This window comes from Novosphingobium sp. AAP93 (assembly GCF_001296055.1).
Lineage (GTDB): Bacteria > Pseudomonadota > Alphaproteobacteria > Sphingomonadales > Sphingomonadaceae > Novosphingobium.
Genome location: NZ_LJHZ01000057.1, coordinates 70,794 through 94,256, shown reverse-complemented (window position 1 = coordinate 94,256; position 23,463 = coordinate 70,794). Strand labels below are relative to the sequence as shown.

The following is a 23,463-nucleotide window of genomic DNA, read 5'->3' as shown; positions in this document are numbered from 1 at the left end:
CGGAATACACCATCGCCTACACCGGAAATTACACCACGAGCGCGGACGCTAGCTTCGTTTGACCCGTGTAAAGCGGCACCTGACCCAGCGGAGTAACCTATCCTTGAGCAGGTCAGCTCTGGGGGAGAGGCTTCTAATCTGGCATGGGCAGTGGTGAGTGGAGCGACGATGTTATGGCGAACATGCAGGTCAGTGAGGTTCCGGCGCAGGTTCTCGAAGACCTGGCGTTAGACCGGCTACCACCAGTATGGTGATCGAGATCGGCCGCCTGTTTGCTGGCGCGCGCACATATAACGGCTACGAGGACAGGCCGGTCGCGCCGGACCTGCTGCGCGAGCTTTATGATCACGTCAAATGGGGCCCGACAGCCGCCAACACCTGTCCGGCGCGGTTTGTCTTCGTGGCTTCGGATGAGGGCCGGGCCCGGCTTAGCGAATGCGTCAGTCCCGGCAATGTCGCCAAGGTTGGAGAAGCGCCGGTTACGGTGATTGTCGCCGGGGACAGCCGCTTTTATGAGGAAATGCCCAAACTCTTCCCCTCGCGCGATTATCAGTCGGTCTTTGCCGGCAATGATGCCCTGATCGCCGACATGCTGACGCGCAATGTGCCGCTGCAGGGGGCCTATCTGATCATTGCGGCGCGGGCGCTGGGGCTGGACTGTGGGCCGATGTCGGGCTTCGATTCGGCGAAGGTCAACGCAGCCTTTCTGCCCGACGGGCGCTGGCTGGCCAATTTCCTCTGCACTCTGGGCTATGGCCGCGAGGACAGCCTGTTTCCGCGCAACCCGCGTCTGGATTTCGACGATGCTTGTCGCATCGTCTGAGTGAGGGAAAGCCTGGATGGCCGTGATCGATCCTGCCTATCGTGACCGCCTTGATGATTTTGAGCCGCGGCAGATCACGTTGCTGGGTAAGACCAAGCGCGTGCACGTCTCTGGCGGTGGCCCGGCGGTGATCGTGATGTCCGAAATCCCCGGGATCAGCCCCTATGTGGCGCGTTTCGCACGCTGGGTGCGTGATGCCGGGTTCACCGTGTTCATGCCATCGCTGTTCGGTGAAGACGGGGTCCTGCCCGGCAAGGGCAAGGCCATGATGACCTTGGCGCGCGCTTGCATCAGCCAGGAATTCCGCGCCTTTGCCAGCAATGCCTCAAGCCCGGTGACCCAGTGGCTGCGGGCGCTGGCGGCGCAGGCGCACCAGGACTGTGGTGGGCAGGGCGTAGGCGCGATCGGGATGTGCTTCACCGGCAATTTTGCCCTGGCAATGATGCTGGAAAAGGCGGTGATTGCGCCAGTGCTGTCACAACCGTCGTTGCCGATGCACAACCCGGCGGGGCTGGCAATCGATCCGGTGGAATTGGAGCTGGTGAAGGCACGGATGGAGGCGGACGATTTGACCGTGCTAGCCTACCGCTTTGCCGGTGACAGCTACTGCCGGGCCGAACGCTTTGCCGCCTATAGCGAGGCGCTGGGGGATCGTTTCGTCGGCAAGGTGCTGCCCGATTCCGCCGCCAATCCCGATGCCCCGCTCAAGACCCCGCACAGCGTGGTCACGCTGCATCTGATCGATGAAGCCGGCCAGCCGACGGTGCAGGCGCGCGACGAAATCCTCGATTTCTTTCGCGCGCGCCTGCAGCCAGGTCAGTAAGCGCCCGGGGGCGAGATCATGTCGCCGCCTGCGATATTGCGGCCATAGATTTCATAGCCGATCGTCGGGATGTTCTGGATGTGGCGCAGCCCCATCGAGACGTCCTTCCAATAGCGGCTGATCGGCTTTTCAAGCGAGAACGCCGAAGACCCGGCCTGGAACATCAGCGATTCCGACGCCGTGTGGACCAGCTTGACCATCTGAGCACATTGCGCGCGATGCCGCGCCTTGTCCTCAATCGTCAGCTCGCCGTCGGTCAGCCCCACACGGTCAAACTCGCCAACCAGGTGGAACAGGATCAGCTTGGCGGTGTCGAGCATCGCCGCAGCTTCGCCCAGATCGCGCATATAGGCTCCAGAACTGGTGCGCGGGCCGATGATCGTGGTCAGGACCGGCTTCTTGCCGGACTCATCTCGCACGATTTCCAGCATCGCTTCCACTGCGCCGATCAGCTGGGCGATGCCGGTGGTGCGAACCACCGGAACCACGGGCAACAGATCGGACGGCGCGCCGAAGTGGCGCTTGGTCCGGTCGATCTGCCCGGCGCGCTCGTTCATCAGGACCATCTGGCCTTCGGGAATGAACACGTCCTTGGCCACGCTGGTGTCCGATCCGGTGCCCTGCATACCGGTGACGTACCAGCTGTCGGTGATCGTCAGGTCGCTGAAGGGGATATAGCACATCGAGATGCCGGGCACGACGGGGCCATCATAGCCTTCCAGCACCACGCCCTGCTGCGCCCACTTGGACTGGCGTGAACCCGAGGTGTAAGGCCAGGCGCCGTTGATGATCCAGCCGCCATCAACTTTGCGGGCTTTGCCCGGAGGATTGTAGGCTCCGCAAACCGTCGTCGGGCCATTGGCGAATACGGCATCCTGCACGCTATCGGGCGCAAGGCTCGTCACCCAGCTGGTGCCATTGATGATCTGCATGACCCAGCTGATCGCCGGGTCGCCCTTGGCGATCTCGATCTGCATCCGGCAGAAATCGGTGAACGAAAGCCCCACGCCGCCAAGCCGTTTGGGCAAGAGAGCGCTGAGCATCCGGTTATCGAACAGGGCCTTTTCGACCGCCTTGGTTGGCGAGCGTTGGGCCTCGCCGGCAGCCGCCTCGGCCATCAGCAAGGGGCGCATTTCTTTGGCCTTCGCGATCATCGCCTCGGCGGTTGCCTTGTCGGCAAAGCCCGAGAAGTCACTCGTGTCGATTACTGCCGCAGTGGCCATGATTATGTTCCTTTCCTGCTCAATTGCGCGCGGCAGCGATCACCAACGCCCACTTCTGGATGTTGTCTGCCGTATCGTTCCAAAGCTGCTTCCATTCGTCGCTGGCGGGCACCAGCAAGGTGCTGAGCTGATTGCGCACCAGGGTTTCGACAAACCCTTCGCGGTGCATCGGCTCGCCCAGCAGGCCGTCGAGATAGTCAAAGGTCGGCTCTAGGGCCTCGAGCACCGCCTGTTTGTACCGGGCGAAGCGGCTGCGAAAGAAGGCGAGGTGGAACGCGGGTTCCACTTCGAAGACCCGGCCGGGTGAATTCTCCGCAGTGTAACGGTCGTAGAACTGCATCACCGTCCTTAGGCGCAGGATCGGGTCGTCGATGCCCTTGCCGGACTCCCGGATACCGTTTTCAAAGCCGGTGCAGACAAATTCAGCCACGGCGGCCAGCACCTGATCCTTGTTCGAGAAATAGCGGTACAGCGTGCCGCGCGAAACGCCGCTGGCGTCGATGATATCGCTCATCGACAGGCGTTTCACACCCCGGGCCGCGATAGCATCGAGCGCTCCGCTGAGAATGCGGATCACGCTGGGCGAAAGCTCGACCTCGGGGAGGGGCGCTTCGTCGTTCTCGATGACCGCAAGGTTCATGCGGGGCCCTTTTCCATCTCGTCGAGATTGTGCGGAATGCTCACGTATCCCGGCAGGTTCTGCCCGCCATCGACGTTGATCATCTCGCCGGTGATGAACCGCGACATTTCCGAAGCGAGGAAGACCACCACCGGCCCGATATCCTTCTCGGGATCACCCGCCCGCTTGAGCGGGTTGGTCGACGTGGCCATGTCGAGGAATCCGGGCACGTCCTTGACCAGCTGGGCGAAGACCTGACCCATGCCGGTCGGGGCGATCGCGTTGACCCGGATGTTGAACCGGCCCCATTCCACTGCGGCGCTGCGGGTCAGGCCGAGCAGGCCCATCTTGTTGATGTTGTAGTCCGAATGGAGCCAGGCCCCGGTGTCGGCATCGATCGAGTAGAAATTGACGATCGTGCCGCCGCCGCGCTGCTTCATGTGCGGGAAGGCGGCGCGCATGGCCCACCAGGTTCCCCACACACCCATGGCCAAGGTATCGGCCAGCATCTCGTCGGTCTTGTGCTCGAGCAAAACGTTTGGCGAAAGCTGCGAGGCGTTGGTGATCAGGCTATCGAGCCCGCCGAATTCATCGACCGCGCGCTGGACCATGGCTTCGACCTGATCCTTGTCGCGCATGTCGGCGGCCATGCCGATTGCCCGCGTGCCGAACTCGGCCCGGATTTCAGCTGCAACCCGTTCGGTGGCAGCGCCGTCGCGGCCGGTGATCAGCAGGGCGGCGCCCTCTTTGGCCATCGCGCGCGAGATGCCATAGCCAAGCCCCTTGGCTCCGCCGGTGACGATCGCCACTATTCCTTCGAGCAGCTGGCTCATGCAAATTCTCCCACTTTGGCGTCCATTTCCATGCGTTGTTCGCACTTGTCGCGCGTCAACACATAGCCGCGCACGATTCCGTCAGTATCGATGAACTGGTGTTTCGAACCCTGCGCATCGTCGTCCAGGCACTGCCACTGACCCGCCAGACTGCGGGGCGGAGGCAGCAGGTTGATGGGCAGCAGGGTGGTCTTCACTTGCACCGACAGCGGCGGGAAACGGATTTCGGTGGGCGTGCCCAGCGCCGTCGCTGCAATCCCGCGGGCCGCAGCCATGATCGGGGTGACATAGGCGGACAGGCCATGCTCGTATTCGGCGCAATCGCCGATCGCGAACACATGCGGATCGCTGGTCTGCCCATAGGCGTTGACCTTGATGCCCAGGCCCACATCGAGCCCTGCCTCGGCAGCCAGTGCAACATTGGGGCGAAGGCCAACCGCTGAGAGCACCAGATCGGCTTCGATCACTGTGCCATCGTCCAGCGTGGCCACATAGCCGGGGGCAGGCACCTTGTAATCGATCGCGGTGATCCGGCGGCCCAGGTGCCATTCCACCCCTTCGGCGGCCAGGGCATCGCGCACCTTCTCGCCCACGGCGGCGGGCACCAGTTGCGCTAGCGGCAGTGGCAGCAGGTCAACCACCACCGGATGGTAGCCGGAGGAGATCAGGTCATTGGCGAACTCGGTCCCAACCAGTCCCGAGCCCATGATCAACACCCGCCCGCCATCGGGCAGCTCCTTGCGGAGCCGGGCATAGTGCTCCAGCTGGTTGACCGGGATCGCACGGTGCGCGGCTTCGCCATCAAGCGACGGGCGAACCGGCGTGGCCCCCGTTGCCAGCACGAGGGCATCATAAGGCACTGGCCCGCCCGTGGTGAGCAGGGCCTTGCTTGGGCAATCGATGGCCAGCGCCTCCCGGCCGATCCGGGCATCCAGCTTCAGCTGGGCGGCCATCTTTGCGGCGTTCGAGGTGATCAGCGTCTCGGCAGTCTTCCCCTTCGACAGCGCCGTGGACAGGGCCGGCTTCGAATAGAAGTGTCCGTCCTCCAGGGTCACCATCGTCAGCTTCGCATCCGGCGATAGCCGGCGCAGTTCGCGCAGCACGCCAAACCCGGCCAAGCCGCTGCCGACCACAACAATCGAAGAAGGAAGCGCGCTGGCCATGGCGCTTAGAGAAACACCGCGAGGTTCGACATGCCCAGCACGGACTGGTCGACGATGATCTCGCGCCGGGCCAGAACATAGGTCCCGTCCACGTCGCGCCAGACATCGCGCCGCTCGGCGGTCAGCTGCTCGTTGTGCGGATTATCGCCACGGCTGCGTTCGAGATAAAGATAGCTCACCACCTCGTATTCGGAGGCTGCATCGCACTCGGCCACACGGACATTGGTGATGAAGCGGCGGCAGCGTGATGGCGGATCTTCAGCCCAGGCGCTTTTCTGCAGACGGCCAGTGCGCATCAGGATCGAGCCATAGTCATCATCGAAGTGGAACATGGTCCGCATCACGTCGCGGTCCTTGTTCACTCCGGTGCGGGTCATGCGGATCGGTGCCTGGTACACCAGATCGGGCGCCAGCATCGCGACCCAATCATCGAACCGGCGCTCATCGAGCGCAGCGGCTTCGTCATACAGCGTTTCCAGCAGGCGGTTGTAGACTTCGCTGCCCAGCGGCACCCGCCGGCGCGAGACAAGGCCGCGCAGAATTGTGGTGGAATCGGGGGCGGCAGTCGATTTGGTTACCCAGGTCATGTCGTTATCCTCTCGGCGCAACTTGGTTCGCTCGTCAGGCTTGGCTCATCAGCTTGTGGTAGGCGAGCCACCAGTTCCACTGGGTGTCGTCCTTGGTGAAGCCCGGATAGAGCAGGCCGCCACCCTTCCAGCCTTCGGGGCGCTCGTGGCCATGCAGCGCCTGATACTTGAGCGTCATGCCCTTGCTGGCCGCACCGCGCGCATTGCGCATGATCACCGGCCAGACGTCGGCATCATCCTGCTCGATCGTTCCGGAGGTGCCGGTCTGCTGCACCGAGTTCTGCAGCATATCGCGCTTCATCTGCTCGGGCGCGTCCTTCTCAGCGAAGATGAAGTTGACGAACTCAACCTGGTTCGGTCCCTTGGGAACATAGGTGTGCAGCGCCAAAGCGCCTGACGATCCGCCATCGGTGCGCGGGGCGAAAATGAACGCTAGCAGGATGTTGGGGAACATGCCGCCGACCTGTGGCGGGATCGTGGCCAATTGTTCGACCTGATCGGCGGACAGGTTCTTGAACAGCTGCGGGATCATCTCCTTGGTGATCCCCGGCGGGGTCAGCAAATTGAGCCGTTCCTCCACCGACTTGCCCTCGAACGGCACGTCGGCGAACATCTTGAAGGTCTTTTCCGCTTCAAGGCAGCGCAGCGAATGGCCCTGCTCGCATGAGACATCGACGCCGTACATGCCCGGGGCCTGATCGTAGATGGTCTCTGCGGTACCACCCATCACACCGCCCTCCATCAGCGAGCGATGAAGGGTCAGCGTATGGAAGCCGTCCGAGCCCGATTGTTCGCCGGGAATTTTCCAGTTGCAGGGCAGGACAAAGCGCTGCGGCGGCCCCAGCAGCTCCAGGCCGCTGTCGGTCCGGCAGAACAGCTGGTCCATGTAATATTTGATGTCGCCCAGATAGTCGTCGAATGAGGGGCCATCCACGTTCCAGGTGGCGAAGATCAGCCCGCCATAAAGGTGCACGCGGGCCTTCTTCAGGTTCAGCGTCGCCTTGTCGACGTTGTTGCCGTGCATCTTTTCCTTTTCGATCGGCGCACCGATGAAGTCGCCGTTCGGCTTGAAGGCCCAGCCGTGATAAATGCATTGGTGGATCGGCTTGTTGCCGGCCTCGCCCAGACACACGCGCATGCCCCGGTGCGGGCAAACGTTCAGCGATACGTTCACGCTGCCATCACGGTCCCGCGCCACGATCACGTTGTCTTCCGCCATATCACGGACCACGAAGTCGCCGGCCTTTGGGATTTCGCTTTCATGCCCCAGCAGCAGCCAGGTCTTGGCGAAAATCCGCTCCATCTCATGGCTGTAAAGCTCTTCATCGGTCATCACACGGAGCGACACCTCGTTGGTGTCGCGCATGACCAGATCATCGAGGGTGGTGCCATCGCGCAGGGCCAGGCTTGCTTGTTGCAGCATGCTATCATCTCCTCAGCCGGTTTTTTCTCGTTGAATCGCGTTATACATATTGAATGAAAGATGTTCAATATGTAAGTTCGAACCGGAGACGGATGAAAGGAGATGCTGATGTCCGGAGAGGGCAAGCTCAAGGTCGTGATCAACAAGCCTGCATGCTGCGGCTACGGGGTCTGCGCCGACATCTGTCCCGACGTCTACAAGCTGGACGACAACGGCATCGTCTATGTCGAGGACGAGATCGTGCCGGCAGGCCTGGAGGATCTGGCGCGTGAGGGGGCCGAGGCCTGTCCGCAATCGGCGCTCAAGCTGGTGGCCGCCTGATCAACGCCAAGGCCCGGCCTTAGGGCAGAGGCTGTCCCCCTGTCGGGCGAGAGGTTATCGCGCCCGCCATCGCGCCGAAGCAGCAGGCTGCACCTGTGCGAGGACCTCATGCGCCACGATCTGGACCCCCTGTTCGCCCCGTTCCGCTGCGGCTCGCTGACCCTGGCGAATCGCTTCGTCATGTCGCCGATGACCCGCAATTTCAGCCCGAACGGGGTGCCGGTGCCAGGTGTGGCGGACTACTATGCGCGCCGTGCACACATGGGTCTGGTGATCACCGAAGGCGTCGGGCCGGATCACCCGGCAGCTTTGGGGGATGGCACGACCGGCGGGCCAGCTCTGCCTGTGCTTCATGGTGACGCGGCGCTGGCCAGTTGGCGGACCGTCGTCGACGCCGTTCATGCGGCCGGTGGCAAGATCGCCCCGCAGTTGTGGCACATGGGGCCGATCCGACTGGCCGGAACCGGCCCGCATCCGGATGCGCCATCGCTCAGCCCGTCGGGCCTGTGGGGTCCGTTCGATCGGGCGATGGTGCCACCCGACTATCTCGCGGCGGTAATGGCGCCCGGGCAGCCGATGACCGACGATGACATCAGCGCGGTGATCGCGGGCTATGCCCGCAGCGCAGCGAATGCGCATGCGCTGGGTTTCGATGCCATCGCGCTCCACGGCGGCCATGGCTATCTGCTCGACAGCTTCCTGTGGGCGGAGACCAACCAGCGGACCGACCAATGGGGCGGCGATCTGTTGCGGCGCACCGGGCTGGCGCGCGAAGTGGTGCGCGCGATCCGCCAGGTTATCCCGGCGGAAAAGCCGATCATCTATCGCCTCTCGCAGTGGAAGCTTCAGGACTATGGCGCTGCGCTGGCCCAAACGCCCGAGGAGCTAGGACTGATCGCGGGTGCGCTGGCGGATGCTGGGGTCGATATCTTTGACGTGTCGACCCGCCATTTCGATGCTCCTGCCTTCGCTGGATCGGACATGGGCTTGGCGGGCTGGGTAGGTAAGCTGACGGGCAAGCCGGTGATGACAGTCGGCGGCATCGGCTTTGACAAGGATCTGGCAAGCTCGTTCGTCGAGCCGACCACAACGTTCGACAATCTGGAAGAGGTGTCCCGCCGGTTCGCTGCCGGTGAATTCGATCTGGTCGCGATCGGCCGCGCCGCGCTGATGGATGCCGACTGGATCGGCAAGGCGCGCCGCGGCGAACCCTTCAACCCCTTCGATATGTCGGCCTATGGCCGGCTCGAGTGATCAGAAGGCTTCAGACGTGGCATAGAGGTGAATGCGCGCGGCATTGGCATTGCCGGTCTGCTCGCACATGAACAGCACGGCCTTGGCCAAGTCATCTGGCACCATTGGCGGCAGATATTCATCCCAGCCCGGCTGGCCCTTGCTTTTCATCTCGGCAAAGATCTCGGTGGTCGTGGTGCCCGGGGCAATCAGCCCGACGCGCACCCCGCTGCCGACCAGTTCGATCCGCAAGACATCGGTGAAGCGCTCCAGGGCGGCCTTCAGTCCGCCGTAAACACCGGTGCCGGCGGCGGTGAGGCTGGCCCCGATGCTCGAGAGATTGACGATCTGCCCGCTGCCCCGTGCTTTCATGTGGCGCGCGAACAGGATGCTGGCGCGGACCACGGCGGTGTAATTGATCGCGATCAGCGGCTCCAGTTCGGCCAGATCGAAGCTATCGACATGGCTGGTGCGCAGGATGCCGGCATTGTTGACCAGAATATCCACCGAGCCCATCCGCGCCGTAGCGGCGTCCAGCAGGGCCTCGGCGGCGCCAGCTTGACCAAGGTCGAGCGCCAGCGGCACGGCAGCGCCGCCCAGTTCTGCCGCCAGCCCGGTCAGACGGTCCAACCTTCGCGCCACCAGCATGACATTGGCACCAGCCGCGACCAGCCTGCGCGCAGTGGCGGCGCCGATGCCCGATGATGATCCGGTGACAATGGCGTTCTTTCCGCTGAGACTGGTCATCATGGTGCTTTCAGGCGAGGGGGACACGTTCAAGACAGCGTAACGCGCCTCATTCCAGTAGTACGGCATGAAACTGGCGGCGGGCGATCTGCCAACCATTGGCGGTGCGGGTCAGATGGTCGTCATAGTAGCCAATGCCGCGATGCAGCGGCCCGCCTTCATGAATCGGGCAGAGCAGGGCATCGACATAACAGCGCGACTGGACCCCGCCATCGACCGAACGGATCTCGATATTGCTGATCCGGTGAAGCGTGGCGCCGAGATCGGCATGGGCCTGCTTCATGTACTCGGTAATGGCATTGGCGCCGTGCCATTTGCCGAAGCTGCCATAGTCGGCGTCACAGTCAGGCGTGAACAGCGAATGGAACAAGGGCCAGTCGCGCTGGTCGATGCCGGTTGCGTAGGAGATCAGCACGGCCGAGATGGCGCGTTCATCGTGGGCGCTCAATCCCGTGCCGATCCGGATTGCCGTGTTCATTCCCGCACCCCTCGCCGTTCTTGCAATCAGTTCTAGATCGCCGGTCGTGTGGATGGCCCTTCTTTGGATAGGCGGTTTGATTGCGGGTTCGATTTAGTCCGCTGCTTTGGCGGGGGACCGGGCGATGCTGGTATCGAGTCTGTGCATGACGGGGTATGACGGGCCAGCCCCGGGCCTGGACATCTGGCCGGCTCGGCCCGCATTCTGCGATCGCGACATTGCCCGAGCGTCTTTCGCGCACAGCATCGCGATGGCGCGCCGCGCGGACGCCCTCGGGTTCGACTGGGTCAGCGTGTCCGAACACCATTACGCGCCCTATATCCTGACCCCCAATCCCTGCCTGATGGCCGCTGCGCTCAGCCAGGTGACGACCCGCGCGAAGATCGCCTTGCTCGGGCCGCTGGTGCCGCTGGTCAATCCAGTCCGCCTGGCCGAGGAAATTGCCATGCTGGATCAGCTCTCCGGCGGGCGCGTGGTGGTGCTGTTCCTGCGCGGCACGCCCAACGAGCACCGGACCTATGACAGCGATGGCGCCGCTACCCGCGGCATGACGCAGGAGGGGATAGACCTGATCCGCCAGGCCTGGAGCGAAACCGAGCCGATGTCGTGGTCGGGCGAGCATTACCAGTTCAGCACGGTTGCCGTCTGGCCGCGCACCCTGCAGGCGCCGCATCCGCCGATCTACGGCTCGGGCAACAGCGAGGAATCGGTGCGCTTTGCGGCTGAACGGCGGATGGGGATCGCCTTTTCCTTCGCGCCGGTGGAGGTCGTCGCCGACTGGGTCAGGCTGTACCATGCCGAAGCGGCGAAGGCGGGCTGGGAGCCCGGGCCGGAGCAGGTGATTTACCGCGGCATCGCCTATGCCGCCGCGAGCGATGCCGAGGCTCAGGCCGAGATGGGGGCGTTCTTCGGCCGGAAGGCGGCGGAACAGGCGCAGATCCAGCAGGAGACCCTCGGCGGACCGCCGGTGGTTCCGCTGATCACCGAGCCCTATTTCGTCGGCGGGCCCGAGACGTTGAAGGGCCGGTTCGAAGCCTTGCGCGATTGCGGGGTGGGCGTGGTCGATCTGGCCTGGGGCATCGGCGATCCGGCCCAGCGCGAAGCCACGATGGACCGGTTCGCCGCCGACGTCTTGCCCGCGGTGCAGGGGCTATAGGTCTGGCCCGGGCTTACCGCCCGATTGGATAGAACACCGATTTCTCGTGTTGATATTCGCGCAGCCAGTTCGGACCATATTCGCGGCCGATGCCTGACCGCTTGTAGCCGCCGATCGGGGCATAGGACATCGTGCCGGTGCCGCCATTGAGTGCGACACTGCCGGCACGGACCTTCAGCGCCATCGCATAGCCCACGGCCGCGTCGGCGGTTTCGATGGCGCCGTTGAGGCCGTACCGCGAGGCATTGGCAATCGCGATGGCTTCGTCGTCGGTATCGAAGCCGATGATGCAGCCCACAGGCCCAAAGATTTCATCCTGCGCGATGGCCATGTCGTTGGTGACATCGTCAAACAGCGTCATTTCGGTGAAGAAGCCCCCGTCCAGCCCCGCAGGCCGTCCCCCGCCGCACAGCAAGGTCGCCCCGGCCGCCTTGCCCAGAGCGATGTAGTGTTCGACCTTGGTGCGCTGGCTTTCGCGGATCAGCGGCCCCATCGTGACGGTCGGATCGGCAGCATTACCCACCTTGATTTGCGCCGCGATCGCCTTGGCGGTTGCGGCAAAGGCCGGGCGGATGCTGTTGTGCACCAACAGCCGGGTCGGGATCGCGCAGCCTTGCCCGGCGTTGACCGACAGGTAGCCCACCGCCATCGCTGCGGCGCGCTGCACATCGGCATCGTGGCGGACGATCATTGCCGACTTGCCGCCGAGTTCGAGGTGAACCTTTTTCAGCGTTGGTGCGGCCTGCGCCATGATCGCTGCGCCCACCCCTTCGGAACCGGTGAAGGTGACCAGATCGATGCGCGGATCGGTGCACAGCAATTGCCCCTCGGCGATGCCGCCGGTGACGATGTTGAGCACGCCCTTGGGCAGGCCGATCTCGTCGCAGACCTCACCCAGCAGCAGCGCCGAATAGGGGGTGAACTGCGAAGGCTTGAGCACCATCGTGCAGCCGGCGAGCAGGGCGGGCGTGATCTTCGCCAGATTGAGCAGGAACGGAAAGTTGTAGCCGGTGATCGCGCTGACGACGCCGAAGGGCTCACGCACCACGGTCGTGCCGCCGATCGCCTGCGGTCCGCCGGGGATGAACATGTTGGGGGTGATATCGATCGGCAGCCGCTCGTCTTCATCGCGGCGCGCCGATTTGATCGCCGCAACCAGGTGATTGATCGGATTGGCAACCTGCATCCCGTGGGTGATGTGCTGCGCGCAGCCGACTTCGGCCACAATCAGCGCTGCGATATCGGCCTGGCGGGCGCGCAAGGCATCGACCATGCGCTGCATCACGTCGGCACGCTCGTCCATGCTCAGGCCGGGCCACGGACCGTGATCGAACGCGTGCCGCGCGGCCGCGATGGCGGCTTCCACCTGGGCCGTGCTGGCGAGCGGAGCCTCACCGATCGGCGCACCGGTGGCGGGATTGATCACGGGCTCAAGCCCGGCCTCCGGGGCGATCCACTGGCCGTCGATATAAATGCGGTCGATATGCGTGAAGGGAACGGTCATCAGGAAGGCTCTTTCGCAAGGATCATGTCGGCCGCATTCATGGCGATCGCCATGGCCGGGGCATTGGTGTTGCCGGACACCAGCGTGGGCATGATCGAGGTGTCGCAAACCCGGAGGCCGGTGACGCCGCGGACGCGCAGCTGCGGATCGAGCACGCTGTCCTGACTGGCGCCCATCGCGGCGGTTCCGGCGATATGATAGCTGGTGCCGCCCAGCTTGAGCAGGTTGGCGAGGATGTCTTCGTCGCTCTGCATCGCGGCTCCCGTGCCCACTTCCTCGACGATCCACTTCGACAAGGCCGGCTGCTGGCCGATTTTGCGCAGCCATTTGAACAGGTCCAGCGCGGTTTGCCGATCAACCGCCTCGGCAAAATGGTTGGCGTTGATTTCGGGCATCCGCGCCGGATCGGCAGCAACGATGTGGCTCGATCCGCGGCTCTCGGGGCGGGAGAAATAGCCCAGCAGCCGCAGCCCGGGGAAGCTGTCGAGCACAACCTGGCCCTTGGCGTTGATGCCCATCGTCACCAGCATCGAGCCGATCTGGGCATCGGGCCGGTCCAGGTCCGCGCGCGTCTTGATAAAGCCGCCAACCTCGTGCGCGGCATCGGTCATCGGACCGCTGGAGAGCAGGAAATATTGCAGCACCGAGGCGAGCAGCCCGAGGCCCTGCAGCTTCTGGTTGGAGCTTTTGCCGGTCACCCGCCAGTCCAAGGCCACGTAGCGATGCTCGCGCAGGTTCTCGCCCACTTGTGGGCTGTTCACCAGCACCGCGATACCCAGCGCGGTGAGCCTGGCGGGATCGCCGATGCCGGACAGTTCCAGCAGCTTGGGGGATTCGACCGCACCCGCGCTCAGGATGATCTCGCCCCGGCAAAGGACATCGCGGTCGGCCAGCTGCACGCCGCTCGCCCGCTTGCCCTCGAACAGGATCTTCTCGGCCCGAATTCCGGTCAGGATCTTGAGATTGGGCCGCTGACGCGCCGGATCCAGGAAGGCGCGGGCGGCCGAAAAGCGTTTGCCCTTGAAGGTGGTGACCACCTGATAGCCCATGCCCTGGCTCGCCACGACATCGGTGTGGTTCACGTCCTCGACCTCGGGCACGCCCAGCTCACCGGCCGCATCGAGGATAGCCTGACACAGCGGATTGCCCTTGGGGGAGCGTGAAATCTTCAATGGCCCACCCGTGCCGCGCCATTCGTCCGCGCCCAGCACGTGATCTTCCAGCCTGAGGTACTGGGCCCCGATCCGGTCCCAGCCCCAGCCAGTGCAGCCCGCCCGGGCCCAGTCATCATAGTCCTGCGGGCTACCGCGCATATAGACCATGCCGTTGACCGAGCTTGAGCCGCCCACTGTCTGACCCTTGAGCCAGACCTCTTGTGGCTGGTTTCCGGCCGGGGTGACCGGATAGGCAAAGACGTGCGGGTTGGCCGGGTCGAGCAACTTCCCCAGGCCGCGCGGCATGGCGATCAGCGGGCTCTTGTCGTCGGGCCCGCTTTCCAGCAGCAACACCCGGTTGGCGGGGTCGGCGGAGAGACGGTTGGCCAGCACACAGCCGGCGGACCCGGCGCCGACGATGATGTAATCATAACTTTCCGGCACGCTGGTGTTCCTATCCGATCAGATGTCCGCCATCGGCGATCAGCGTCTGGCCCGTGATATAGCTTGCCGCATCCGATGCGAGAAACAGCACGGCGGCGGCGATCTCCTCGGGCCGTCCAGGCCGGCCCAGCGGCGGCATGAATTTGGCGATCACCTCGGGCGGAAAGCCTGGCCCGCTGGCCGTGCCCTGACCCGGCGTGGTGGTGTTGCCTGGGCACACCGCATTCACCCGGATGCCATCCTTGGCCACTTCCATCGCCGCGGACCGCGTGAGCGAGACCACCCCGGCCTTGCTCGCGGCATAGGCCATCAGACTGGGTGCCATCGGATGGAAAGCGCTGTTGGAGGCGATATTGACGATTGCCCCCCGAGTCCCATCCGCGCGCATCACCGCGACGGCTTCGCGGATCCCCAGCATCACCCCGCGCAGATTGATGTCATGGACATGGTCCCAATAGGCCAGATCAGTGTCTTCCAGCATCTTGCGGTGCTGGATGCCGGCGTTGTTGACCAGAATGTCGAGCCGCCCGAACCGGGCCCGTGCGGCCTTGACCAAGGCAACAACGCTGGCTTCGCTCGCCATGTCCACGCCCATCGCTGCAGCATCGCCACCGATGTCCTGGGCGACCGCTGCGGCCTGCTCAGTGCTGATATCGGCCAGCATCACCTTTGCGCCTGCGCCGGCAAAGGCGCGGGCCATGGCTTCGCCCATGCCTTGCGCCGCGCCGGTGACGACCACGGCTTTGCCGCGCAGGTTGTAGAGAGCGTTCAGATCAAGGTGCATCGCCAAATCTCCCGAACCTTGATTGGACCGGCAGGTCTGACCTGCGCGCCTATCCCAAGACGGGTGAGGTTGCATTTTGCCGGCTTAGCCTGCGGCCATGACCACCGCAGAACTCATGCTGGCCGAAGCCGGCCTTGTTGGCGACATCGCCGCTGGCACCATGCCCGGGCTGACGGCGGCACTGGCCGCACTGGATCAGGAAACCGGCATCTCCGCCGATGGCCGCACGCGCGCCCTGGCCCAGTTTCGCGACAATCTGTCGAGGCTGGCGGCCATCGTTGCCGATCGGGCAGCGCACCCGGAGATTGCCGAGATCGCAATCGACCGTCCGGTCTTCATCCTCGGCTTGCCACGCTGCGGCACGTCGATCCTCCATGCCTTGATCGGTGCCGACCCGCAGGTGCGCACGCCGCTGCAATGGGAGGTGGCCGAACCTTCGCCGCCACCCGAGGCGGCGACCTTCGACACCGATCCGCGCGCCGCCGGGTTCGATGCCTATGTCGCCGCCAACTTCACGGGGGCCTGGGCCGACATTCTCAAGGCCCATCCGATCGGTGCGCGGATCCCGCAGGAATGCGGCATGATCCTGGAGACGGCCTTTCAGGGGATCAACCCGACCATGCTGTTCAGCCTGCCGGGCTACTATGACTGGTACCACAAGGCCGATACCAGCTTCGGCTATCAGGTGCACAAGATGTGGCTGCAGCACCTGTCGTGGAGAAATCCGCGCCAGCGCTGGGTGCTCAAGGTCCAGGAACACGCCTATCATTTGGGCGAGCTGATGCGGACTTATCCCGATGCCGTGCTGGTCCAGCCGCATCGCGATCCGGTCACGGTGATGGCCTCGATCTCACGCCTGATCGAGGTGATCCGCTGCGTCAGCTTCACCAGCATCGATCGTGCTGCGCTGGGTCGGGAACTGCTCCACCTTTGGCACGACGGCCAGGTCGCCTCGATGGCCTGGCGCAAGGCCAATCCCCAGGTGCGCGTGCTCGATCTGCGGTTCAAGGACATCGTCGCCGATCCGGTCGCAGCGGTGCGCCAAGTCTATCACCACGCCGGCATGGACTTCACCGCGACAACTGAACAGGCGGTGAGCGACTGGTGGGTGGCAAACCCGTCGGACAAGCACGGCCAGCACCGTTATGAACTCGCGGATTACGGCCTGACCCGCGAACAGGTCGAGACCGTCTATGCCGATTACATACAGACCTACGGCGACTTCCTGTGAGCAGCTGGGATGAGCGGATCGCCGCCTTCGGCACAGCGGCAGAGTTGCTCCCGCTGCTGGCCGATCCGGCCGACCCTCAAGCCGCCGCAGAGGCGGAGCGACTGTTCTGGATGACCCTGGCTTCGGGCTGGTACACCGCCTTTGCCGACGCAGATTTTCCGGACTTCGTTCCGGCCGTCAGCACCCATCTGCATTGCGTCGGCACCAATCCGGACTTCATTTACGGGACCGCCACGATCGACGGCAGTGGCAGTTATGTCCTGCGCGGGGAGCGCGGCGACGGCCTGTTTCTGCTGATGGACATAACGGCTGGTAGCCTCGGTGTGATGGATAAGCCCGGGCGATCGCTGGGCTTGCTCGATTTTGATACTCTGCAGCTGGACGGGCAGGGCCGCTTTTCGCTGCTGCTGAGCGCCGCGCGCCCGGCGGACTGGACAGGCGATTGGCGCCAGCTCGACCCCTCGGCCCGCTCGTTGACGCTGCGCCAGGCAAGCTATGACTGGGGCCATGGCCGCGAGGCGCGCATTGCGATCGAGCGGATCGACCAGGCCCATCAGCCTCGCCGCCGTTCGGCAGAGGAGATCGCCGAACGCCTGTCTGCGCTGGCCGCCTATCCCAAGCGCCTGTCCGGCATGGCGCTGGGCTTCATCGCCGGGCAGCGCGCCAAGGACCTGTGGAACCGGCTGGAACACGATGACTGGGCCGGACAGGGCGGAGTCCAGGGGCAGCACTATTATCAGGGGCTGTTTCGGCTTGAACCGGGCAAGGCCCTGCTGCTCGAAACCGATCTGCCCGAGCAGGTGCGCTACTGGAATGTCCAGCTGTCTGACTTGCTTTGGAACAGCGTGGACTGGATGAACCGCCAGTCCAGCCTGAACGGGGGACAGGCGCGGATCGACCGCGACGGGCGGTTCCGTGCGGTGATCGCGCTCGACGATCCCGGCGTGCCCAACTGGCTGGATCCGGGCGGCAACAGCAAAGGCGCGGTCATGTTGCGCTGGACTGAAGCGAGCAGCGGGCCGCAGCCCAGCTTGCGGCTGGTCGACCTGGCGGATCTGCGGCGGGAATTGCCGGCAGACACGCCCACTATTTCCCAGGAACTGCGCGACAGCCAACTGCGGGCGCGGCGGCGCGGCGTGCAGTGGCGGCGGCGCTGGTAGCGCAGTCGCTGCCCTCAAATCATAACAACATTCGTGAAGGAGCAGAGCGATGCAGAGCCTTTTTCCCGCACCGGTGATCCCGGCTCACGTGCCCGAGGCGCTGGTTCGGCCGTTCCCCTATGTCTTCGGGATGACGACCCAGGAGGATCCCTTCACCCAGTGGGCCCCGGCCGTGCATGAAGGTCCGGCGATCTTTTACACGCCGCACGCCTATCCGGGCGGCACCGGGGCCTGGATCGTTCGCCGGGTAGAGGATCTGCGCAAGATTTATTTCGATACCGAGACCTTCTCCAGCAAGGATTTCTCGCCCTTTTCGAAGCTGGTCGGGGACACCTGGACGAACCTTCCAGTCGAAATCGATCCGCCGCAGCACGCCAAGTACCGCGCGTTCATCAACCCGCTGTTCACGCCCTCCGCCATGACCAAACTGGAAGCGCGCATCCGCGGGTATGCGGCCGATTACATCGAGGCGTTCCGTGAGAGTGGGTCGTGCGAATTCATGGCCGATTTCGCCTTTGAATTCCCGATCAAGGTGTTCCTCGAACTGATGGATTTCCCGCTCAGCAACACCCGGCAATTCCTGGAATGGGAAACCGGGCTGTTGCACGCGATGGACCTCGCCACGATTGCCGATGCCACGCGCAACGTGGTCGGCTTCCTGCGCGAGCAGATCGAGGATCGCCGCAAGAACCCGCGCAGCGATATCATCAGCTATGCGCTCGGTGTTGAGGTCGAAGGCCGCAAGCTCGATGATGATGAATTGGTCGGCTTTGCCTTCAACCTGTTCATCGGCGGGCTGGATACCGTTTCGACCAATATGGGGCACCAGTTCCTGCATCTCGCCCGCAATCCGCAGGATCAGCAGTTCCTCAAGGACAACCCCGCGCGCATTCCCCACGCGATTGATGAAATGATGCGCGGCTATGCGGCGGTCACCACCTTCCGGACCTGCACCAAGGACATCGAATTCGGCGGCGTGCGGATGATGCCGGGCGACAAGGTGGCCATGTCCACCACGCTGGCGGGACGCGATCCGGAGGAGTTCCCCAACCCGGAGCAGATCCGCTTCGATCGCAATCCCCGCCATGTGTCCTGGGGTTTCGGCCCGCACATGTGCGTGGGCATGCACCTGGCCAAGCGCGAGATGCGGATCGCGATCGAGGAGTTTCTGCAGCGCATCCCGACGTTTGGGCTGCAGCCCGGACACGAGATTTCCTATCACCTTGGGATGATCCAGACGGTCGCCCTGCCGCTGGTCTGGTAACAGGCGTTGCCCTAGGCGGCGCCGAGTTTCTCGGTGCCGGAGGTGACCACCCTGTCGCCCATCCGGAGGCGGGCGGCTTCTTCGGCAGCGAGGCCCGGCGAGGAGGGGTGCTGGACGTCGTCCTTGGTCAGCCGCGCGGTGAGCCAGTCCCAATGGGTGACCCGCAGGCTCGTCTGTTCCACGCAGGCGGCGCCGGTCAGAATCCGGCTGTCGCGCCAGGCCTGCCAGGCCGCCGGGTCGTTGACCTTGAAGACGCCCACGTAAGTGTGGCTCGGCGTGGTCGGGATCATCTGGCCATAGGTGCGGTACATCCCGAAGCTGGCGGTCTGCACGCCGGGGCGCCGGGCGGTGAGCGGCAGATAGTCATCGACGTACCAGTCACGGAACGCCGCATCCTGTCCGGGCGCGGCGTTCAGCTGTTCCAGGATCACGCCGCCGGTGTGAGGCACGCCGGGATCATTGTCGCGGAAGGCGAGGGGATAGTAGTGATAGTCCTCGAGCACGGTATCGTCGAAGGCGTCGGTCACCATCATGCGCGTGGTCAGCGCGTTCTCCCAGTGCTCGCGCGAGAACCGCTCGGCATCGAACACGTCGTAGAGCGCCAGGCACTGCCAATCGAAGCTGGCGGGCAGCGCCATCGGCTGGTCCGGGCTTCGGCTGAACCGCTGGGCCGCGATCGAGCCGCGGAAGCGCAGGGCATCGCGAATGTGGATGTTGGTGTACCAATCGTCCAGATCGGCCTCGCGGCCGGGATGGGCCTTGCTCAGCACCACCAGGACCGCCTCGATCATGCGGCTGATCCGGCAGCGCGAGTAAAGGGCAAGGCCGGTGCGCCCATGCTGTCGCGGTATGACATCGGCTGTTTGCCGTCGGTATCGATCACCCCCAGCCGCGCGCCCTGTTCGGCACCGATCAGGGCTTGACCAGTCAGCGCCATCAGGTCCGGATCGCGGTAGAGCGCATCGATCACCAGCCCGGTGAATTCGGGCGTCTCCCAGTGCGGGAGCATCGCCCGGAGGTCCTCCGGGATATGCTCGGGCGGCATCGCGCGCACGGCATCGGTCAGGATGAAGCCCGGCCACAGCGAAACCGCGGCCACGCCATGCGGAGCGAAGTCGATCGCCATATCAGCCATCATCTTGTCGGTGCCGGCCTTGGCCGCACCATAGGCGGGGCCGTGGAAATAGGACACGGCGCCATAGAACGAGATGCTGACGATCAGCCCCTTGCCGGCCTGCGCCATCAAGGGCGCGGCGTGCCAGGCCGCCACGTAGTTCGAGCGCAGACCGACATCGATCATGTCCACCAGCTTGAGCGGCTTTTCCCAGAAGGCCCCGGGCGCGATCAGGAACTCCGGGTAAACCGCTGCCGCATTGTTGACGAGGATATCGAGGCGGCCGAGATCACGCCCGATCTGGGCGAAGGCCGCGGCCACCTGGGCATCGTCGGCATGGTCGCAGGCGATCGCCAGCGGCGTTCCGCCAGCCGCCTCGATCTCGGCCGATACGGCGGCCAGTTCGGCCTTATCGCGCCCGGTGACGCAGACGGTTGCGCCGGTAGAGGCCAGACCTCTGGCCATGCCGCGCCCCAGTCCGCGCGTGGCGCCGGTGACCATTGCTATCGTGCTCATTCGCGGGATCCTCAGGGCTTGCTGCCCTGGGGCAGCGCATAGGCAATCAGCTGGTCGCTGTAGCCGGACAGGATACCGGCATGACCGCCGGCGGCGATGACGACGAACTGGCGACCAGACTTGCTGGACCAGTAGGTCATCGGATTGGCATTGCCTCCGGCCGGAAGCCGGCCCTTCCACAGCTCGCGGCCGGTGCGGACATCAAAAGCCCGGAACATGTGTTCCTGCGTTGCGCCGATGAACGCGAGGCCTGACGCCGTGATCACGGCCCCGCCGATGTTGGGCACGCCCATCGGGATCGGCAGGCCGGTGTGCAGCAACAGCGGCCCGCTGTCGCGCATCGTGCCGAAGGGTTTTTGCCAGAGCAGTTTGCGGGTGTTGAGGTCGACCGCGCTGATCATCCCGTAAGGCGGCTGGGTGCAGGGCGCGACCAGCGGGGAGAGGAACGGCGCAACCGACACTGCATAGGGCGTGCCCGCCTGCGCAACTGGCCCCGCCACATTCTCGAAGCTCGGTTTCGCCACGGGCTTCAGCCCCATGGCGTCCGCTTTGTCGCGCGGAATGAGCTGGCTGTAGGTGATGACATGCGAGGAATTGACGATGGCGATCCGGTTGACCGGATCGACCGCAACGCTGCCCCAGTTGTGCCCCCCCAGCGAACCGGGCCAGGTCACAGTCGGCCGGTCTGCTTCAACCGGGGTCATCGTGCCATCGAACCGGGCTTGCTTGAAGCGCAGGCGACACCAGGCCTGATCGAGCAGGGCCACGCCCCACATCGTTTTCTCGCTGGGCATAGTGCCGCGGAAATTGGGCAGGCCGGTGGAAAAGGGCTGCGTGGGGGATGAGCGCTCGCCGACCGCATTGCTGACCGCAACCTTCTGCTCGATCACTTCGGAGATCGGCTTGCCCGTGCGGCGGTCGAGCAGGAACAGCTCCCCGCGCTTGGTCGGCTGGAGCAGCGCCGGGCGGCCGTCGGCCAGATCGAACAGCACGGGCTGTGAGCCGACATCATAATCCCACAGGTCATGGTGCGTGGTCTGGAAGTGCCAGCGCGGCTTGCCGGTATTGGCATCCAGCGCCACGACAGCGCTGGAATAGCGGTCCATCTCGGGTGTGCGCTGGCCGCCGTAATAGTCCGGCGTGGCATTGCCCATCGGCACGTAGACCAGGCCAAGCGCCGGATCGGCACTCATCACGCTCCAGCTGTTGGGGGTGCCGGGGGTATAGGATTCCCCTGGCCCCGGTTCGCCCGAACGATCTGGCCGGCCAATATCCCAGGCCCAGGCCAGCTTGCCGGTGACCGCATCGTAGGCCCGGATGACACCTGAGGGCTCGCCCCGCATCTGTCCGTCGGTGACCCAGCCGCCCAGCACCAGCTTGCCGGCGATGATCGTGGGCGGGGAGGTGAGGTGGTAGTAGCCCTTTGGGGCCTGCGACATGCCGGTGAGCAGATTGACCGCGCCATCGGTGCCAAAGCTGCTGCAGGGCTGGCCCGTTGCGGCATCGACGGCGAGCAGGCGGCTGTCGATCGTCGCCGTATAGAGGCGCTCGGCGCAGAGCGCCCCCGAGGCAAGGGCGGGGACCCGGTAATGGGTTACGCCCCGGCAGGTTTGGCCGAATATGCCCTCGACATCGCTATGCGCGGCAAAGCGCCAGGCTTGTTTGCCGGTTTCGGCATCGAGTGCGATGATGTCGTTGTAGCCGGTGCAGACATAGACCTTGTCGCCCACTTTCAGGGGCGTGGCTTCGAACGGCGCGGCCTCGCCGCTGGGCTCCTTGCCCAGTGAATAGGTCCAGGCCGGAGCCAGGGCGCCGACATTGGCGGGCGAAATCTGCGCCAGCGCGGAGTAGCGATTACCGCCCGGCGCATTGCCCCAGTTGGTCCAATCGCCATCAGCGGCGTTGGCCGGAGCGGAGGCCAGCTGGGTCAGGTCGGTACCGCCGGTGATCCGGTCGTTCCAGAAGATCCATGCCGTGCCGCCGATCAATCCCGCAAAGGCCAGACTCAGCAAGATACGGCTGAGCCTTGAACTCCGCGGCTCACCCAGCGACCCGCGCACCCACGGGGTCAGCAGCCACAGGCCGATACCCGTCAGCAGGCCCAGCCTGCCGGCGAGCGCCCAACCATCCAGCCCAGCTTCCCACAGCGCCCACAGCAGTGTGCCCGCCCACAGAAAGCCGAACAGTCGCAGCGCGCGGCCAGACTGGCGCCAGAGCAGCCAGGCCGTGCCAATCAAGCAGAGGCCGGCGATCGTGTAATACGGTGATCCACCGGCCAGCCACAACCGGCTGCCCAGCCAGATCAGGCCTGCGGCCAGTGCCAGCAACAGCATGGCCAGCAGGCGGTTCAGCCATGTCATGGCAGGCTGTTCTCGCCGGTCGCGGCAGATGTCACGCCGTCATCGCCTTCACGTAGTCAGGCAGGTTGTGATTGTAGCACTTCTTTTCGTAGAGGCTGGCGATGCGCCAACCCTGCGCCGTGCGCCTGAAGGTGTGGATGTACCAAAGGCCAAAGAAGATCGTTTGCAAGGCGCCGTCATCGCCGGGCACCACCATCGGATTTTGGCAGACGGTGCGCGTTTCCGCCGTGTCCCCGGCAAATATGTACTGCGTCGTCATCACCGCATGCTGGGACATAGGGATGGGGCCAAGGCTAGCGTGCAGGAATTGCTTGATCTCGCTCAGCGAGCCTTTGACCCCGACCATCTCGCTGTAGTCGATGACCGCATCTTCGGTGAAAAACTGGTCGAGTCCGTCAAAATCCTTGTCGTCCACGGCATAGCAATAGCCCACCAGCAGATCCTGAATCTCGAAGCGGTCGGACATTTCCTGCAGCGAAAGGGTCATGGTTCTTGGTATCCTC

Annotated in this window: 23 protein-coding genes; 8 read left to right on the top strand and 15 right to left on the bottom strand. The window is 64.4% G+C overall.

What is annotated here, in order from left to right; all coding sequences use genetic code 11:
* Positions 1-247 precede the first annotated feature (247 nt).
* On the top strand, positions 248-823 hold the full coding sequence (locus tag IP83_RS09975; protein WP_054122061.1) for a malonic semialdehyde reductase: 576 nt from the start codon (positions 248-250) through the stop codon (positions 821-823).
* Positions 824-839: 16 nt separating this feature from the next.
* A complete protein-coding gene (locus IP83_RS09970) occupies positions 840-1,646 on the top strand; it encodes a dienelactone hydrolase family protein (RefSeq protein ID WP_054122060.1) in 807 nt (268 codons plus the stop codon).
* Here IP83_RS09970 and IP83_RS09965 read toward each other — a convergent pair.
* Genes IP83_RS09965 through IP83_RS09940 form a run of 6 tightly spaced genes read right to left on the bottom strand, consistent with a single transcriptional unit; the run spans position 1,640 to position 7,494 of the window.
* Positions 1,640-2,869 carry an acyl-CoA dehydrogenase gene (locus IP83_RS09965; RefSeq protein WP_054122059.1) on the bottom strand — a complete coding sequence of 410 codons (1,230 nt, stop codon included), beginning with the start codon at positions 2,867-2,869 and terminating at the stop codon, positions 1,640-1,642. The two genes, IP83_RS09970 and IP83_RS09965, sit on opposite strands and share 7 nt — an antisense overlap.
* Before the next feature lie 19 nt (positions 2,870-2,888).
* On the bottom strand, positions 2,889-3,509 hold the full coding sequence (locus IP83_RS09960; RefSeq protein WP_054122058.1) for a TetR/AcrR family transcriptional regulator: 621 nt from the start codon (positions 3,507-3,509) through the stop codon (positions 2,889-2,891).
* Positions 3,506-4,321 (bottom strand): SDR family NAD(P)-dependent oxidoreductase, encoded by an 816-nt coding sequence (locus tag IP83_RS09955; protein ID WP_054122057.1) that lies wholly within the window; start codon positions 4,319-4,321, stop codon positions 3,506-3,508. The genes IP83_RS09960 and IP83_RS09955 overlap by 4 nt, the downstream gene beginning before the upstream one ends.
* Complete coding sequence (locus tag IP83_RS09950) at positions 4,318-5,484, bottom strand: FAD-dependent oxidoreductase (protein WP_054122056.1); 1,167 nt, start codon at positions 5,482-5,484, stop codon at positions 4,318-4,320. Before IP83_RS09950 ends, IP83_RS09955 begins: the two co-directional genes overlap by 4 nt.
* A gap of 5 nt (positions 5,485-5,489) precedes the next feature.
* Entirely contained in the window at positions 5,490-6,071 is a 582-nt protein-coding gene (locus IP83_RS09945; RefSeq protein WP_054122055.1) for a 3-phenylpropionate/cinnamic acid dioxygenase subunit beta, read from the bottom strand.
* A gap of 34 nt (positions 6,072-6,105) precedes the next feature.
* A complete protein-coding gene (locus IP83_RS09940) occupies positions 6,106-7,494 on the bottom strand; it encodes an aromatic ring-hydroxylating dioxygenase subunit alpha (protein ID WP_054122054.1) in 1,389 nt (462 codons plus the stop codon).
* Positions 7,495-7,602: 108 nt separating this feature from the next.
* Between IP83_RS09940 and IP83_RS09935 the strand changes: the two genes are divergently transcribed.
* Complete coding sequence (locus IP83_RS09935; RefSeq protein WP_054122072.1) at positions 7,603-7,815, top strand: ferredoxin; 213 nt, start codon at positions 7,603-7,605, stop codon at positions 7,813-7,815.
* A 108-nt stretch (positions 7,816-7,923) separates the two neighbouring features.
* The gene (locus IP83_RS09930; protein WP_054122053.1) at positions 7,924-9,069 is read left to right on the top strand and encodes a 12-oxophytodienoate reductase; all 1,146 of its coding nucleotides are present in this window, start codon (positions 7,924-7,926) and stop codon (positions 9,067-9,069) included.
* On the opposite strand, the gene IP83_RS09925 is transcribed toward IP83_RS09930, so the two are convergent.
* On the bottom strand, positions 9,070-9,798 hold the full coding sequence (locus IP83_RS09925; protein WP_231624996.1) for an SDR family oxidoreductase: 729 nt from the start codon (positions 9,796-9,798) through the stop codon (positions 9,070-9,072). It abuts the gene before it with no gap.
* 46 nt (positions 9,799-9,844) lie between these two features.
* Positions 9,845-10,273: a nuclear transport factor 2 family protein gene (locus tag IP83_RS09920; protein WP_054122052.1), complete on the bottom strand. Its 429-nt coding sequence runs from the start codon at positions 10,271-10,273 to the stop codon at positions 9,845-9,847.
* A gap of 124 nt (positions 10,274-10,397) precedes the next feature.
* Between IP83_RS09920 and IP83_RS09915 the strand changes: the two genes are divergently transcribed.
* Positions 10,398-11,429: an LLM class flavin-dependent oxidoreductase gene (locus IP83_RS09915; protein WP_082364626.1), complete on the top strand. Its 1,032-nt coding sequence runs from the start codon at positions 10,398-10,400 to the stop codon at positions 11,427-11,429.
* A gap of 13 nt (positions 11,430-11,442) precedes the next feature.
* On the opposite strand, the gene IP83_RS09910 is transcribed toward IP83_RS09915, so the two are convergent.
* From IP83_RS09910 to IP83_RS09900, 3 genes are read right to left on the bottom strand one after another with little or no spacing between them, the layout of a single operon-like run.
* Complete coding sequence (locus IP83_RS09910) at positions 11,443-12,933, bottom strand: aldehyde dehydrogenase family protein (protein WP_054122050.1); 1,491 nt, start codon at positions 12,931-12,933, stop codon at positions 11,443-11,445.
* Complete coding sequence (locus IP83_RS09905) at positions 12,933-14,531, bottom strand: GMC family oxidoreductase (protein WP_054122049.1); 1,599 nt, start codon at positions 14,529-14,531, stop codon at positions 12,933-12,935. Before IP83_RS09905 ends, IP83_RS09910 begins: the two co-directional genes overlap by 1 nt.
* Before the next feature lie 10 nt (positions 14,532-14,541).
* Positions 14,542-15,315, bottom strand: coding sequence for an SDR family NAD(P)-dependent oxidoreductase (locus tag IP83_RS09900; RefSeq protein WP_054122048.1), 774 nt, complete (start codon positions 15,313-15,315; stop codon positions 14,542-14,544).
* Positions 15,316-15,412: 97 nt separating this feature from the next.
* Between IP83_RS09900 and IP83_RS09895 the strand changes: the two genes are divergently transcribed.
* From IP83_RS09895 to IP83_RS09885, 3 genes are read left to right on the top strand one after another with little or no spacing between them, the layout of a single operon-like run.
* Complete coding sequence (locus tag IP83_RS09895) at positions 15,413-16,546, top strand: sulfotransferase (RefSeq protein WP_054122047.1); 1,134 nt, start codon at positions 15,413-15,415, stop codon at positions 16,544-16,546.
* Positions 16,543-17,706: a hypothetical protein gene (locus IP83_RS09890; protein WP_197274333.1), complete on the top strand. Its 1,164-nt coding sequence runs from the start codon at positions 16,543-16,545 to the stop codon at positions 17,704-17,706. Before IP83_RS09895 ends, IP83_RS09890 begins: the two co-directional genes overlap by 4 nt.
* Positions 17,707-17,755: 49 nt before the next feature.
* Positions 17,756-18,970 carry a cytochrome P450 gene (locus tag IP83_RS09885; RefSeq protein ID WP_054122046.1) on the top strand — a complete coding sequence of 405 codons (1,215 nt, stop codon included), beginning with the start codon at positions 17,756-17,758 and terminating at the stop codon, positions 18,968-18,970.
* An 11-nt stretch (positions 18,971-18,981) separates the two neighbouring features.
* On the opposite strand, the gene IP83_RS09880 is transcribed toward IP83_RS09885, so the two are convergent.
* From IP83_RS09880 to IP83_RS09865, 4 genes are read right to left on the bottom strand one after another with little or no spacing between them, the layout of a single operon-like run.
* Positions 18,982-19,761: a hypothetical protein gene (locus IP83_RS09880; RefSeq protein ID WP_054122045.1), complete on the bottom strand. Its 780-nt coding sequence runs from the start codon at positions 19,759-19,761 to the stop codon at positions 18,982-18,984.
* Positions 19,758-20,600 carry an SDR family NAD(P)-dependent oxidoreductase gene (locus IP83_RS09875; protein ID WP_054122044.1) on the bottom strand — a complete coding sequence of 281 codons (843 nt, stop codon included), beginning with the start codon at positions 20,598-20,600 and terminating at the stop codon, positions 19,758-19,760. Before IP83_RS09875 ends, IP83_RS09880 begins: the two co-directional genes overlap by 4 nt.
* An 11-nt stretch (positions 20,601-20,611) precedes the next feature.
* Entirely contained in the window at positions 20,612-22,960 is a 2,349-nt protein-coding gene (locus IP83_RS09870; protein WP_054122043.1) for a membrane-bound PQQ-dependent dehydrogenase, glucose/quinate/shikimate family, read from the bottom strand.
* Positions 22,961-22,991: 31 nt separating this feature from the next.
* Positions 22,992-23,447, bottom strand: coding sequence for a nuclear transport factor 2 family protein (locus IP83_RS09865; RefSeq protein WP_054122042.1), 456 nt, complete (start codon positions 23,445-23,447; stop codon positions 22,992-22,994).
* Positions 23,448-23,463: the final 16 nt, after the last annotated feature.

Coding starts and splice junctions, on each gene's coding strand:
- IP83_RS09975 (WP_054122061.1), top strand. CDS start 248: ATGGTGATCGAGATCGGCCGCCTGTTTGCTGGCGCGCGCACATATAAC.
- IP83_RS09970 (WP_054122060.1), top strand. CDS start 840: ATGGCCGTGATCGATCCTGCCTATCGTGACCGCCTTGATGATTTTGAG.
- IP83_RS09965 (WP_054122059.1), bottom strand. CDS start 2,869: ATGGCCACTGCGGCAGTAATCGACACGAGTGACTTCTCGGGCTTTGCC.
- IP83_RS09960 (WP_054122058.1), bottom strand. CDS start 3,509: ATGAACCTTGCGGTCATCGAGAACGACGAAGCGCCCCTCCCCGAGGTC.
- IP83_RS09955 (WP_054122057.1), bottom strand. CDS start 4,321: ATGAGCCAGCTGCTCGAAGGAATAGTGGCGATCGTCACCGGCGGAGCC.
- IP83_RS09950 (WP_054122056.1), bottom strand. CDS start 5,484: ATGGCCAGCGCGCTTCCTTCTTCGATTGTTGTGGTCGGCAGCGGCTTG.
- IP83_RS09945 (WP_054122055.1), bottom strand. CDS start 6,071: ATGACCTGGGTAACCAAATCGACTGCCGCCCCCGATTCCACCACAATT.
- IP83_RS09940 (WP_054122054.1), bottom strand. CDS start 7,494: ATGCTGCAACAAGCAAGCCTGGCCCTGCGCGATGGCACCACCCTCGAT.
- IP83_RS09935 (WP_054122072.1), top strand. CDS start 7,603: ATGTCCGGAGAGGGCAAGCTCAAGGTCGTGATCAACAAGCCTGCATGC.
- IP83_RS09930 (WP_054122053.1), top strand. CDS start 7,924: ATGCGCCACGATCTGGACCCCCTGTTCGCCCCGTTCCGCTGCGGCTCG.
- IP83_RS09925 (WP_231624996.1), bottom strand. CDS start 9,798: ATGATGACCAGTCTCAGCGGAAAGAACGCCATTGTCACCGGATCATCA.
- IP83_RS09920 (WP_054122052.1), bottom strand. CDS start 10,273: ATGAACACGGCAATCCGGATCGGCACGGGATTGAGCGCCCACGATGAA.
- IP83_RS09915 (WP_082364626.1), top strand. CDS start 10,398: ATGCTGGTATCGAGTCTGTGCATGACGGGGTATGACGGGCCAGCCCCG.
- IP83_RS09910 (WP_054122050.1), bottom strand. CDS start 12,933: ATGACCGTTCCCTTCACGCATATCGACCGCATTTATATCGACGGCCAG.
- IP83_RS09900 (WP_054122048.1), bottom strand. CDS start 15,315: ATGCACCTTGATCTGAACGCTCTCTACAACCTGCGCGGCAAAGCCGTG.
- IP83_RS09895 (WP_054122047.1), top strand. CDS start 15,413: ATGACCACCGCAGAACTCATGCTGGCCGAAGCCGGCCTTGTTGGCGAC.
- IP83_RS09885 (WP_054122046.1), top strand. CDS start 17,756: ATGCAGAGCCTTTTTCCCGCACCGGTGATCCCGGCTCACGTGCCCGAG.
- IP83_RS09880 (WP_054122045.1), bottom strand. CDS start 19,761: ATGATCGAGGCGGTCCTGGTGGTGCTGAGCAAGGCCCATCCCGGCCGC.
- IP83_RS09875 (WP_054122044.1), bottom strand. CDS start 20,600: ATGAGCACGATAGCAATGGTCACCGGCGCCACGCGCGGACTGGGGCGC.
- IP83_RS09870 (WP_054122043.1), bottom strand. CDS start 22,960: ATGACATGGCTGAACCGCCTGCTGGCCATGCTGTTGCTGGCACTGGCC.
- IP83_RS09865 (WP_054122042.1), bottom strand. CDS start 23,447: ATGACCCTTTCGCTGCAGGAAATGTCCGACCGCTTCGAGATTCAGGAT.